12 protein-coding genes are annotated in these 12,500 nt (G+C 71.5%); all 12 read right to left on the bottom strand.

The features are described from left to right. Nucleotides 1–105: 105 nt before the first annotated feature. A complete protein-coding gene (locus ACZ6I3_RS05870) occupies nucleotides 106–1,170 on the bottom strand; it encodes a polyprenyl synthetase family protein (protein ID WP_469412478.1) in 1,065 nt (354 codons plus the stop codon). Nucleotides 1,171–1,247: 77 nt separating this feature from the next. Next, nucleotides 1,248–2,660: a hydroxysqualene dehydroxylase HpnE gene (gene hpnE / locus ACZ6I3_RS05865; RefSeq protein ID WP_469412055.1), complete on the bottom strand. Its 1,413-nt coding sequence runs from the start codon at nucleotides 2,658–2,660 to the stop codon at nucleotides 1,248–1,250. Beyond that, the gene (locus ACZ6I3_RS05860; RefSeq protein ID WP_469412476.1) at nucleotides 2,657–2,818 is read right to left on the bottom strand and encodes a DUF6380 family protein; all 162 of its coding nucleotides are present in this window, start codon (nucleotides 2,816–2,818) and stop codon (nucleotides 2,657–2,659) included. Before ACZ6I3_RS05860 ends, hpnE begins: the two co-directional genes overlap by 4 nt. Before the next feature lie 173 nt (nucleotides 2,819–2,991). Continuing rightward, the gene (gene hpnD / locus ACZ6I3_RS05855) at nucleotides 2,992–3,942 is read right to left on the bottom strand and encodes a presqualene diphosphate synthase HpnD (protein ID WP_184588092.1); all 951 of its coding nucleotides are present in this window, start codon (nucleotides 3,940–3,942) and stop codon (nucleotides 2,992–2,994) included. Beyond that, complete coding sequence (hpnC, locus tag ACZ6I3_RS05850) at nucleotides 3,939–4,841, bottom strand: squalene synthase HpnC (RefSeq protein ID WP_469412053.1); 903 nt, start codon at nucleotides 4,839–4,841, stop codon at nucleotides 3,939–3,941. The genes hpnD and hpnC overlap by 4 nt, the downstream gene beginning before the upstream one ends. Nucleotides 4,842–5,200: 359 nt before the next feature. After that, entirely contained in the window at nucleotides 5,201–5,989 is a 789-nt protein-coding gene (locus tag ACZ6I3_RS05845; RefSeq protein WP_469412052.1) for an ABC transporter ATP-binding protein, read from the bottom strand. Beyond that, nucleotides 5,982–6,911 carry an ABC transporter permease gene (locus ACZ6I3_RS05840; protein ID WP_469412051.1) on the bottom strand — a complete coding sequence of 310 codons (930 nt, stop codon included), beginning with the start codon at nucleotides 6,909–6,911 and terminating at the stop codon, nucleotides 5,982–5,984. Before ACZ6I3_RS05840 ends, ACZ6I3_RS05845 begins: the two co-directional genes overlap by 8 nt. Before the next feature lie 106 nt (nucleotides 6,912–7,017). Next, nucleotides 7,018–7,890, bottom strand: coding sequence for a glycosyltransferase family 2 protein (locus tag ACZ6I3_RS05835; RefSeq protein WP_469412474.1), 873 nt, complete (start codon nucleotides 7,888–7,890; stop codon nucleotides 7,018–7,020). Between the two features lie 5 nt (nucleotides 7,891–7,895). Further along, a complete protein-coding gene (locus tag ACZ6I3_RS05830; RefSeq protein ID WP_469412049.1) occupies nucleotides 7,896–8,675 on the bottom strand; it encodes a CDP-alcohol phosphatidyltransferase family protein in 780 nt (259 codons plus the stop codon). Further along, nucleotides 8,653–9,714, bottom strand: coding sequence for an iron-containing alcohol dehydrogenase family protein (locus ACZ6I3_RS05825; RefSeq protein ID WP_469412047.1), 1,062 nt, complete (start codon nucleotides 9,712–9,714; stop codon nucleotides 8,653–8,655). The genes ACZ6I3_RS05830 and ACZ6I3_RS05825 overlap by 23 nt, the downstream gene beginning before the upstream one ends. After that, the gene (locus ACZ6I3_RS05820) at nucleotides 9,702–10,454 is read right to left on the bottom strand and encodes a phosphocholine cytidylyltransferase family protein (protein WP_469412045.1); all 753 of its coding nucleotides are present in this window, start codon (nucleotides 10,452–10,454) and stop codon (nucleotides 9,702–9,704) included. Before ACZ6I3_RS05820 ends, ACZ6I3_RS05825 begins: the two co-directional genes overlap by 13 nt. Beyond that, the gene (locus ACZ6I3_RS05815; RefSeq protein WP_469412043.1) at nucleotides 10,451–12,256 is read right to left on the bottom strand and encodes a DUF5941 domain-containing protein; all 1,806 of its coding nucleotides are present in this window, start codon (nucleotides 12,254–12,256) and stop codon (nucleotides 10,451–10,453) included. Before ACZ6I3_RS05815 ends, ACZ6I3_RS05820 begins: the two co-directional genes overlap by 4 nt. Nucleotides 12,257–12,500: the final 244 nt, after the last annotated feature.

Raw genomic sequence — 12,500 nt, 5'->3', positions numbered from 1 at the left:
GTGGTGCAAGGTGTGCAGCTGCTGTGGGTCCGCCGTCGGCCGGTGCTCCGTGGTGCCTCGCGGCACCGGCCGGCGACTACGCGAGGGCTATTCGGCCGATAGTGATCATCTCTTTCGTACGACGACGAAGTCGGCGAGCGCCGCGAACTGGTCCCGCACCCGGTCGGGCATGTCGACGGCGTCAAGGGCTTCGATGGCGATGGTGTGCTGGCGGCGGGCCTCGTCGGCGGTCCACTCGCGCCCGCCCGCCTCCTCGATGAGGGCGGCGCGGGCCGCGAACTCCTCCTCGGAGAAGTTCTCGAAGTCGCTGCTCTTGGCGTCGGCGGCGAGGATCTCGCCGAGCCGCTCGGAGGCGGAGCCGCCCGCCGCGAGGGCGGCCACGACCGGCAGCGACTTCTTGCGCTGGCGCAGGTCGCTCCAGGTCCGCTTGCCGGTGGAGACCGGGTCGCCCCAGATGCCGAGGAGGTCGTCGACGGCCTGGAAGGCGAGGCCCAGGTGGTAGCCGTACTTCTCCAGCGTGTCGGCGGTGCGGTCGTCGGCGCCGCCGAGCACCGCGCCGATGGAGCTGGCGGAGGCGAGCAGGGCGCCGGTCTTGTTGCCCTCCATCTCCAGGCACTCCTCGACGGTGACGCGGTCGCGGTGCTCGTAGGAGATGTCCTGGGCCTGACCGTCGATCAGGGCGCGGGTGGCGGTGGTCAGACGGCGGGTGGCGCGGCCGGCCTCGACGGTGCCGAGTTCGAGGAGCACCTCGTTGGCGAGGGCGAACAGGGCGTCGCCGACCAGGATGGCCTGGGCGGGGCCGTGCACCTTCCACACCGTGTCGCGGTGCCGGCGCTGCTCGTCGCCGTCCATCAGGTCGTCGTGGAGGAGGGAGAAGTTGTGGACGAGTTCCACGGCGACGGCGCCGGGGATGCCGGTCTCGGGGGCGACGGACATGACCTCGGCGGACAGCACCGCGAGGGCGGGGCGTACGGCCTTGCCGCCGTCCCCCTCCGTGGGCCTGCCCTGGGCGTCGATCCATCCGAAGTGGTAGGCGGCAACAGTGTCCATGGGAGGTGCCAGGCGGTCGATGGCCGCCCGCAGTACCGGCATGGCCAGGGTCCGACCGCGCTCCAGGAGCGCGGCCACGTCCACCGCGGTCTCTCGAGCGGCCTTCGAGGCCGGGGGCACAGTGGGCACAGTCTCTCCTCTTGTTGCGGTACCGGAGGTGCGGGGGCCGCCTGCCGTGTGGTGCTGGTGATCGAGCATCACGCCGCCTCCTCGAACTCGAAGAGGTGGCGTGGGCGGGGCCGGCCCAGGGCGCCCAGCACGGCGTCCGCCGCGCCGACGCCACTGCGGACCGCACTCTCCATGGTCGCGGGCCACCCGGTGGCGGTCCACGCTCCGGCCAGGTAGAGGCCGGATGCCTTGGTGCGGGCACCGGGCCTGAGGCGCCCGACGCCGGGGGTGGGAGCGAAGGTCGCGGTGCGCTCCCGGGTGACGAAGAAGTCCTTCACCTCGGCGCCGCGGGTCAGAGGCAGCAGCCGCTCCAGCTCGGGCAGGTACCGCTCGCGCAGCACGGCCACGGGCTCGTCGATCTCGTCCTGGGCCGCCGACTGGGACAGGGCGAGGTACTGCCCCTCGCGCAGCCCGGACGCCTCGGTCCGGTCGAAGACCCACTGCACCGGGGAGCCGAGGGCGGTGAGGAACGGCCGGGCGAGCACCTTGCGGTCGTACACCACATGGACGTTGAGGATCGGCGCGGTGCCGATCTCCAGAAGCCGCTCGGGGGCGTCCAGGGCCCCCTCGGGCAGCAGGTCGTAGGCCTCGCGCTGCGGTACGGCGAACACCACCGCGTCCGCCTCCAGCGTCTCGCCGGGAACCTGGACGCTCCACCCGCCGTTCGTGTTCTCGACGACGGAGGTGACGCGCGTACGGAGCTCGGTGCGGACGCCCGCGGAGTCGAGGGCCGCGCGGGCCAGCCGGTCGTGCAGCTCGCCGAGCGGTACGTGCGCCCAGCCGATGTCGGCCGCGCCCGGGTCGGACAGCAGTCCGGTCTTGAACACCATCGCGGCGAGCGCCAGGGAGGCGTCGCCCGCGACCGCGTTGAGGGTGGCGACCCCGACCAGGTCCCACAGGGCCTCGACGGCACGGGCCGACTGGCCGTGCGCGGCCAGCCAGCTGCCGAAGTCCTGGGCGTCCAGCGCCGGATCGGCCAGGTCGAGACCCTTGAGCGCGAGCGCGGCCCGGCCCACCTTGGCGCGGTCGGCGAGCGACAGGTGCGGATAGGTGGCGAGGCTGCGTCCCAGATGCAGGGGCACGGGCAGCGCGTCGCGCCGCAGCCGGCCGAGCCGGCGTCCCTCGGGCCGGGCGACGTCCAGGACGGGTACGTCGAGCCGGTCCTGCAGCGGAGCCAGGGCCGCGCCCTCGATGCGGTCGAGGAACCAGCGGTAGGCGGTGCAGCAGCGCAGGTACACATGCTGTCCGTTGTCGACGGTCAGCTCGCCGCGCTGGAAGGAGAAGGCCAGTCCGCCGAGTCTCGGCCTGCCCTCCAGCAGGGTGACCCGCACTCCGGCGTCGGCGAGCGCGAGCGCGGTGGTGATGCCGGCGAGCCCGCCGCCCACCACGACGGCGTGCCGCCCGTCCGTGACCGGCCCGTGGGACCGTGTGCCGTGGGTCATCGCGCACCCTCCCCTGCGCGGCGGCCGTGCGCCGAGAGCGGTGCGGGACCGGCCGTCTCCGTCTGGGACGCGACGAGGCGACGGAGGGTTGCCCACCGCTTGTCTCCGACGGTGTGGCGGAGAGGGGCGCTGTACCCACGCCGGGCGGCCGCACCCACACCGGCGGGACCGCCGCCGGATCCCCGGCGGCGGGGGGAAGGCCCCGGCCGAACCTTCCGCACAGCACGCGGGTCGCGCGCCGCGACGGCACCGAAGGCGTCCAGCCCGCCACGGGGCTCCCGCCAGGCATGCGCCTCGTCGCCGGCGGCCTCCTCCTGGTCCTGTTCCCTCGTCACGCACGCCTCCTGACGGCCCGTCGCGTCACGTGCCGGGCGTCCAGGCCGGACAGGCCGCGTACGGCGACGTAGGCCTTCTCCCGGCCGGGGAGGGAGACGCGGCCGCGCAGCACGGCCTCCGGGTCGCGCTCGATGCGGTCGAGGAGGCGGCGGTAGATGCCGGCCATGGCGGCGACACAGGCGCCGCTGCGCCGGTCGAGCATGGGGAGCAGCCGGTAGCCCTCGGCGAACAGAGCGCGGGCCCGTCGCACTTCGAAGTGCACGAGGCCCGCGAAGTCGGAGCCCTCCGGTGGCCGTGGCCCGCTGAAGCCGGCCGAGCAGCCGAACTTGGCGAGGTCGTCGGCGGGCAGGTACGTGCGCCCTCCCACGGCGTCCTCGCGGACGTCCCGCAGGATGTTGGTGAGCTGGAGCGCGAGCCCGAGCGTGTCGGCATACTCGGGCGCGCGGTCGACGCCGCGCGCCCCCGGCTCCGTGCCGAACACCCCGAGCGAGAGGCGCCCGATGGCGCCCGCGACACAGCGGCAGTAGACCTTCAGGTCGTCCCAGGTCTCGTAGGTCTCGCCGCGGACGTCCATCAGGACGCCGTCGATGAGCTCGTCCAGACCGCCCAGCGGGATCGGGAAGGCCCCGGCCGCGTGGGTGAGCGCGACGGCGACGGGGTCGATGTCGTCCTCGTCGACCTCGCCCTCACGGATCCGGGTGAGCAGCGCCCGGGTCTCCTCCATCCTCGCGACCTTGACATCGTGGGCGAGCGCGCCGTCGCCGATGTCGTCGACCCGCCGCGAGAACGCGTACAGCGCCGACATGGCACGGCGCTGAGGCGTCGGCAGCAGCCGGATGCCGTAGGCGAAGTTACGGGCCTGCCGCCCGGTGACGGCCTCGCAGTAGCTGTAGGCGGCGAGTACCGGTGGGGACGCGTGTGGTTCCGACTCCACGGTCCGGATCACCCCTCTCCTCGCAGAGTCACGCCCACCTCACGCAGCAACCGGACCTTGCCGGGCTTGGGCGGGCCGGGAAGTACGTCGTATTCGGCGGCGGCGATCGCGTGGACGGCCGCCCTTCCCCCCGCCACGAACCCCGCGAGCAGCAGCTTCAGCCTGCCGTGGACGCTACCCACCAGGGGGGCGCCTTCATTCAGGAGATCCCGGGCCCTTTGCGCTTCGTACGCAATCAACGCACGGACCGACGCTCCGGCGGATTTCGTGGCGAGGTCCGCCTCCTGGACGTGAAATCGCTTCATGTCGGCGGCGGGCAGGTAGACACGGTCGCGGCCGAGGTCCTCGGCCACGTCCTGGAGGTGCTCGACGATCTGCAGGGCCGTGCAGATCATGTCGGAGCGGCGGATCCGCTCGGGCGTCGAGGTTCCGGTGACGGCGAGGACGAGACGGCCCACGGGGTTGGCCGACAGCTCGCAGTAGGCGAGGAGGTCGTCGTAGGTCTCGTACCGGCTGACGAGCTGGTCCTGGCGGTTGGCGGCGATCAGGCCGAGGAACGGCTCCGGGGTCAGCGAGCAGCGGCGGACGGTGGGCTGGAGGCGGCGGAGCAGGGGGTGGCGCGGGGTCGAGTCGAAGACCCTGCGCAGGTCGCCCTCGAAGGCGTCCAGCAGGACCAGCCGGTCCTCGGCGTCCTGCGGGGACAGGCCGAGCAGCCGGGCGTCGGCACCACCGGGGGCCAGGTCGCCGTCGCCGATGTCGTCGACCAGGCGGGCGAAGCCGTAGACGGCCATGAGGTCGGTGCGCCAGGCCCGGGGCAGGAAGAAGGGGGCCACGGGGAAGTTCTCGCCCGCGGCCTTGTCGAGGGTGCCGCGCTCCGGGTCGAGGACGCGCGCCGTGCCGGTTCCCGTCACCGCCGGCTGCCCGGCGCGGGGACGGCACGTGCTGCGTGGAGCTGGGGAGTATCCGTAGCCATCGCCGTCACATCTCCCGTTCTACACTGCCGACCCAATACACACTATTTCGGACACGCCGCCCAGCCGTCCGCACGGCTGCCCGACGAGCGGTGTCGCGCATTATCGCCCTGATTGCCGTGTTTCGGGACCTGTACAGCTTACGTTGTACAACGTGTCGCGGTCCGCCAGGGTGTCCCGCACATCACGAGAACACACCGATTGGCCCCAAGCTTCCTGAGATGGACCGGAGTTGACGTTTCCTTTGCAGACGCGGGGCCCCGCCGGAACAGTTGCGGCGGGGCCCTGGCCGATCCGGTCTACTTGCCGGTGAACTTCTCGTACTCCTTGAGCACCTCGTCGGTGGGGCCGTCCATCCGCAGCTCACCGCGCTCCAGCCACAGGACGCGGTCGCAGGTGTCGCGGATCGACTTGTTGTTGTGGCTGACCAGAAACACCGTGCCGGCTTCCTTGCGCAGCTCCCGGATGCGGTCCTCGGAGCGCTTCTGGAACTTGCGGTCGCCGGTGGCCAGGGCCTCGTCGATCATCAGGACGTCGTGGTCCTTGGCCGCGGCGATGGAGAAGCGGAGCCGGGCCGCCATGCCGGAGGAGTAGGTGCGCATGGGCAGCGTGATGAAGTCGCCCTTCTCGTTGATGCCGGAGAAGTCGACGATCTGCTGGTAGCGGTCCTTGATCTCCTCGCGGGACATGCCCATGGCGAGCCCGCCCAATATGACGTTCCGCTCGCCGGTGAGGTCGTTCATCAGGGCCGCGTTGACGCCGAGCAGCGAGGGCTGGCCGTCGGTGTAGACCTTGCCCTGCTCGGCGGGCAGCAGACCGGCGATGGCGCGCAGCAGGGTCGACTTGCCGGAGCCGTTGGAGCCGATCAGGCCGATGGCCTCGCCGCGGTACGCCACGAAGGAGACGCCGCGTACGGCGTGCACCTTGCGCACGCCCCGCGCCGTGTCGTCGGAGCCCCGCTTCAGGATGCGGCTGAGGGCGGCGGTGGCGCTGCCCTTTCCGGACTTGGCGCCGTTGACGCGGTAGACGATGTGGAGGTCGTCCGCGACGACGGTGGGGATCTTGGCGTCCTGCTTCTGCTCAGCCACGGCCGTACCTCTCCTCCGCCTTCCAGAAGTACACGAACCCACCGAGGGCGAAGAGCACGGCCCAGGCGCCCGCGGCCGCCCACACATGGTCGGGCAGGTACTTGGAGCTGTAGTCGTCGATGAGGGAGAAGCGCATCAGGTCCATGTAGATCGCGGCCGGGTTCCACTGCAGGACGTTCGAGATCCAGGCCGGCTTGGACTCGAGGAAGATCGGGATGGAGAACATCACACCGGACGCGTACATCCACGTCCGCATCACGAACGGCATCAGCTGCGCGAGGTCCGGGGTCTTGGCGCCCGCACGGGCCATGATCAGCGCGAGGCCGGTGTTGAAGCAGAACTGCAGGAGGAGCACCGGAACGATCAGCAGCCAGGACAGGTCGGGGTAGTGACCGAAGCCGATCGTGATGGCGAACAGCACGATCATCGAGAACAGCAGCTGCTGGAGCTGCTGCAGCGCGAACGAGATCGGCAGGGAGGCGCGCGGGAAGTGCAGGGCGCGGACCAGGCCGAGGTTGCCGGAGATCGCGCGCACTCCCGCCATCACCGAGCTCTGCGTGAAGGTGAACACGAAGACGCCCGTGACCAGGAACGGGATGTACACGTCGCGGGTCATGCCCCGGTCGGCTTCCAGGAGCAGGCCGAAGATGAAGAAGTACACGGCCGCGTTCAGCAGCGGTGTGGCCACCTGCCACAGCTGGCCGAGCTTGGCCTGGCTGTACTGGGCGGTCAGCTTCGCGCGGGAGAAGGCGAGGATGAAGTGCCGCCGGTCCCAGAGCTGACGGACGTACTCGACGAGGGACGGCCGGGCGCCGCTGACGCTCAGTCCGTGCTTGGCGGCGAGCTCCCTCGCCGTGAGTCCCTCGTCGGGCGCCGCGGACGCGCTCACCGCGACCGGGGCATCGTGCGTTGTCTCACTCACTAGTGGAAACTTTCGTCTTCGAGATGCGTGGCCTGTGCGGGCCTGCATGAGCCGGGGGCCAGGGTACGGCCCGGGTGCTCCCGGATACTCCCGGACTACGAGCTTGTCAGATGACGGGGGGCCGGCCCAGCCGGGTCAGCCGCCACACCGTACGCCACTTCATGGGCCGACGGGGTCCGCACGGGGTCGTCCAGCCTTCGCGGAATCCGCCGAACCAGGCCCGCAGGGCGGGGCGGGAGGGGCGGCGCAGCAGGGTGAGCAGCAGCCACACGCCGAGGTAGACCGGGACGAGCGGTGCGGGGAGGTTTCTGCGGGCCAGCCAGACGCGGTTGCGGGCGACCATGCGGTGGTAGACCGCGTGCCGCGAGGGAGCGGTCGTCGGGTGGTAGAGCACCATGTCGGACCGGTAGTCGATCATCCAGCCCGCGTCGAGGGCCCGCCATGCCAGGTCGGTTTCCTCGTGGGCGTAGAAGAACTCGTCCGGGAGCCCGCCGACGTCGGCGAAGACCCGGGTGCGGACGGCGTTGGCGCCGCCGAGGAACGTGGTGACGCGCGAGGAGCGCATCGGGTCGGCGGCGCGCAGCCGGGGCACGTGGCGGCGCTGGGTGACGCCGGTCTCCGGGTCGGCTATGCGAAAACTCACGATGCCGAGCTTCGGGTCGGCCTCGAAGGCCTTGCGGCACAGCGCGGCGGTGTCGTGGCTCGCGAGCAGGCCGTCGTCGTCCAGGAACAGCAGGACGTCGACGGCCCGGCCGGCCGGGCCGAAGGCCTCGATGCCGACGTTGCGGCCGCCCGGGATGCCGAGGTTCTCGGGCAGCTCGATGGTGCGGACGCCCTCGGGGACGTCCGGGACGGGCGAGCCGTTGCCGACGACGACCACCTCGACGGGGTCGCCGTCCTGCTTGGCCACCGAGTCGAGGAGGGCGCGCAGCTCGTCGGGGCGGTTGCCCATGGTGATGATGACGGCGCCGACCTTCATGCCGCTCACTTCAGCCTGCTCGAAGCGAGGATGGACACGAGGTGCAGCAGGGTCTGCACCAGCGCGATGCCCGCCATCACCGCCACGCCGAGCCGGGTGAAGAACAGGTCACCGCGGGCCTGGTCGACGATGGCCAGCACCAGGATCACCAGGGACGCCTCGATGCCGAGGATCAGCCGGTGGAAGTTCAGGGCGGCGGCGGCCTTGCGGGCCAGCGCCATGCCGGAGGAGCGCATCTCGGAGGCGGCCTCCTTGACCGGCGGCTTCCCCGACTGGTGCCGGGCGACGCCGACGAGGTCGGTCTCGGCCTTGATCAGGATGGCGCCGAGGGCGGCCAGGGTGCCGAGGAAGGCCCACAGCCAGTCGATCCGGCCGCTGCCCCACAGGTCGGCGGCGCGCAGGCCGAAGCCGACGAGCACCGCGGCGTCGGTGAGGTAGGCGCCGACGCGGTCGAGGTAGACGCCGTTGAGCGAGTACTGCTTCTTCCAGCGCGCGATCTCACCGTCGACGCAGTCCAGCAGGAGATACATCTGGACCATGACGACGCCGAGCACCGCGCCCGCGATCCCCGGCACCAGCAGGGCCGGGGCCGCGAGCACACCGAAGACGGTCATCAGGTAGGTGAGCTGGTTGGGCGTGACCCTGGTGTTGACCAGGTAGCGGTCGACCCGCAGGGACACCTCACGCATGTAGAGGCGTCCCATCCAGTGCTCACCGCTGCGCCGGTCCTTCACCCCCGCGGGGTGAACGACGGGGCGGAGTTCAGCTACCGATGGCCTTGACATAGTCGGCGTAGATGTCCTTGATCTGTTCGGTGTTCAGGTCGAGGTGTTCGATGATGGTGTAGCGGCCGGGCCGGGTCTCCGGTGCGAACTCGACGGCCCTGACGAACTCGTCCGTCGTGAAGCCGATCTCGTCCGGCAGCACGGGCAGCCCGTGCCGGCGCAGCACCTCGGCCATGTAGGCCGACTCTTCGTGCGCTCCGCGCAGCCACATGGCGAAGGCCGCGCCCAGTCCGCACTGCTCGCCGTGGGCGGCGGCCCGCTTCGGGTAGAGCAGGTCGAAGGCGTGGTTGATCTCGTGGCACGCCCCGGAGGACGGCCGTGAGTCGCCCGACACCGACATGGCGATGCCGCTGAGGACCAGCGCCTCGGCGAGCACCTGGAGGAAGTCGTTGTCGCCGATGCCGCCGGGGTGCCGGAGCACCGCCTCGCCGGCCTGGCGGGCCATGGCGGCGGCGAGGCCGTCGATGCGCTCGCCCTTGACGCGGTTGGCCAGCTCCCAGTCGGCGATCGCCGAGATGTTGGAGACGGCGTCACCGATGCCGGCGCGGACGAAACGGACCGGGGCCTCACGGATGACGTCCAGGTCGATGACGACCGCGATCGGGTTCGGCACACCGTACGAGCCGCGGCCCGCGTCGTTGTCGAGGGTGGCGACCGGCGAGCACAGACCGTCGTGCGCGAGGTTCGTCGGGACGGCGACCAGGGGCAGGCCGACACGTGCCGCGGCGAACTTGGCGCAGTCGATGATCTTGCCGCCGCCGAGGCCGACGACCGCGTCGAAGTGGCCGGCCTTTATGTCGCTCGCCAGCCGGACCGCGTCGTCGAGGGTGCCGCCGCCGACCTCGTACCAGGTGGCGCCGGGCATGCTCGGCGAGATGCGCTCGCGCAGCCTGGCGCCGGAGCCGCCGCTGACGGCGACGGCGAGGCGGCCGGAGTGCGAGATGCGCTCGTCGGCGAGGACGCAGGCCAGGTCGTCGAGGGCACCCGGGCGGATGTCCACGACGAGCGGGGAGGGGATGAGCCGGGTCAGTACTGGCACGCGATCTCCCGTCCGCGGGCGAGATCGTCGTGGTTGTCGATCTCCACCCACTTGACGTCGCCGATCGGCGCCACGTCGATACGGAAGCCGCGGTTCACGAGCTCCTGGTAGCCGTGCTCGTAGAACTGCTGCGGGTCGGTCTCCCACACGGTCTTGAGCGCGTCGGCCAGCTCGGCGGCCGCGTCGCCCTCGATGAGGGTGACGCCGATGTACTCGCCGGTGGCCTCGGCGGGGTCCATCAGCTTGGTGATCTTCGTCATACCCTTGGCGGGGTCGACGACGACCTTCATCTCCTCGTCGGCCAGGTCCTTGACCGTGTCCAGGGCGAGGATGATCTTCTTGCCGTCGCCGCGGGCGGCGAGCAGCGTCTTCTCGACGGAGACCGGGTGGACGGTGTCGCCGTTGGCGAGGATCACCCCGTCCTTGAGGGCGTCACGCCCGCACCACAGGGAGTAGGCGTTGTTCCACTCCTCGGCCTTGTCGTTGTCGATGAGGGTGAGCTTGACGCCGTACTTCTGCTCCAGCGCTTCCTTGCGCGCGTACACGGCCTCCTTGCGGTAGCCGACGATGATGCCGACCTCGGTGAGGCCGACCTCGGCGAAGTTGGCGAGGGTCAGGTCGAGAACCGTCGGTTCGCCCTCTATGCCCGCAGGACCCACCGGCACCAGAGCCTTGGGAAGGCTGTCGGTGTAGGGGCGCAGACGCCGTCCGGCGCCGGCCGCCAGCACGAGGCCGATCATGCGGGTTCTCCTTCATCGTGTACGGCGGGCGCCCCTGCGGACACCCAGAAGCGGATGCTCTCGAAGAGCACCACCAGGGCCACGGCCACGGCGAGGACCGTGAGCGCGACCGTGAACTGCGAGGCGGTGAGCAGCGCGGCGAGGACGGTGACGAGCAGCGTCCGTCCCTCGTGCCCCCCGATGGAACGCACCAGCCAGGCCGGGGACGCTCCGGCGTTGCCGCGGATGCGGTACACCGTGTCGTAGTGATGGTAGGCGACCGCGGCGACCAGCCCGAAAGCCGCGGGAAGGGCTCCGTTCACGTCGGCCTTGGCGGCGAGGACGAGGACGGTGCCGTACTCGGCGGCGCGCAGGAACGGCGGGACCAGCCAGTCGAGGGCGCCCTTGAGGGGGCGGGCGACGGCGAGGCCCGAGGTCAGGACGTAGGCGACGGCCGCGACGATCACCCAGGGTCCGCCGAAGCCGGTCAGGGCGGCCGTGAGGACGACGGCGAGAGCGCCGAGGAGGGCGATGACGGGGGCCGTGAAGCCCGGCAGCTTGCGGGCCGGCTTCTTGAGCGCCTCGGCGAGGCCCTGGGCGAGCGGCCCGCTGTCCGCGAGGTCGGCCAGCGCCTGCGCCGCCCGGTCCGTCCGCCGTGCCTTCCGCGTCAGCGACCGCAGCACCCGCCCCGCCGTCGTGTACGTCGCCGCGAAGGCGCAGCCGATGAGCAGCGCGTAGAAGGTGATGCGCGGAGTCGTGGCCGCCGTGAGGACCGCGATCATCGCCCAGCGCTCGCCGATGGGCAGGACGATCATGCGGCGCACCCAGACCGTCCAGCCGACGCTGTCGAGCTTGCCGGAGAGGGCGGCGGTGGGGCTGGTGTTGGCGGTGGCGTCGTGGTTGGCCTCGTTGAAGGAGAAGTCGACCACGTGCCGGCAGGTCTGCAGGATCATCGCGCCGAGGGCGAGGGCCCAGACGTCATCGCCGCCGCGGGCGGCGCCCAGGGCGAGGCCGGCGTAGTAGGCGTACTCCTTGGCCCGGTCGAAGGTGGCGTCGAGCCAGGCGCCGAGCGTGGAGTACTGCAGGGAGTAGCGGGCGATCTGGCCGTCGACGCAGTCCAGGACGAAGGACGCGATCAGCAGGACGCCGGCCGCCACGAAGCCGCCGCGGGTGCCGGTGGCCGCGCAGGTCGCCGCTATGAGGGCGGTGATGAGCGAGGCGGTGGTGACCTGGTTCGGGGTCAGGCCGCGGCGGGCGCACCAGCGGGCGATGTAGCGGGAGTACGGGCTGATGCAGTAGGTGGTGAAGAAGCCGTCGCGGGACTTCACGGCCGACTTCAGGCGTACGGCCTCGTCGTCGATGTCCGCCACCGACTGCCGCGCCTCGTTGCGGGCCTGCGGGTCGGCGGGGACGGCGGCGACGAGGCTGCCCAGCTCGGGGCGGTGCACCTCGGTGCCGTCGGTGTCCAGGGCGGTGAGGATGCGGTCGGCGAGGCTGTCGACCAGGGTGGTGCCGCCGCCCGCGGAGTTCTCGCGGGCCATCGCCCGGGTGAGGGCCTGGCGGCCGGCGTGCTGGGCGGTGACGGCGCCGGGGATCGCGGCGAGCGGGAAGCGGGGGTCGGTGAGACCGAGCCGCAGCGCGTGCACATGCCCCACGAACCGGGCGTCGACCAGGGCGACCCGCTCCTCGCCCGGCACCGCGGCGAGCAGGGTCTCGGCCTCGGCGGTGTCGGCCGCGCTCCGCACGTCGAAACCGAGGGACCGCAGGTCGGCCTCGATCGACGATCCGGGGACCGGCTGACCGGTGAGGATGGCGGTCGACAACCGAATTCACTCCCTGGTACCCGACGCGTCCGCGCCAGTGCTGTGCTGGGTGGGGGCGCCCGCTCCGGTGGCTCCCGGGCGGCGTGTCGGCAGAGGCTATCGGATACCGGGAAGGCCACGTTCACCGCCTGTTCGGCAGATCGATCAACGTGGTTCGCACAAGCCTTTGCCGCGATCATCATCGTGGATCCGGGGCCCGCCCCACAAACCGCGCCCCCCAGACCGGACATCGGGGACATCGCGT

The sequence above is a fragment of the Streptomyces sp. NPDC041940 genome (genome assembly GCF_055589465.1).
This window is presented reverse-complemented; position numbering and strand designations above follow the sequence as displayed.

Excerpts from the sequence above, each read along its gene's own strand:
- hpnE (WP_469412055.1), bottom strand. The coding sequence starts at position 2,660 with ATGACCCACGGCACACGGTCCCACGGGCCGGTCACGGACGGGCGGCAC.
- ACZ6I3_RS05835 (WP_469412474.1), bottom strand. The coding sequence starts at position 7,890 with ATGAAGGTCGGCGCCGTCATCATCACCATGGGCAACCGCCCCGACGAG.
- ACZ6I3_RS05830 (WP_469412049.1), bottom strand. The coding sequence starts at position 8,675 with ATGTCAAGGCCATCGGTAGCTGAACTCCGCCCCGTCGTTCACCCCGCG.
- ACZ6I3_RS05820 (WP_469412045.1), bottom strand. The coding sequence starts at position 10,454 with ATGATCGGCCTCGTGCTGGCGGCCGGCGCCGGACGGCGTCTGCGCCCC.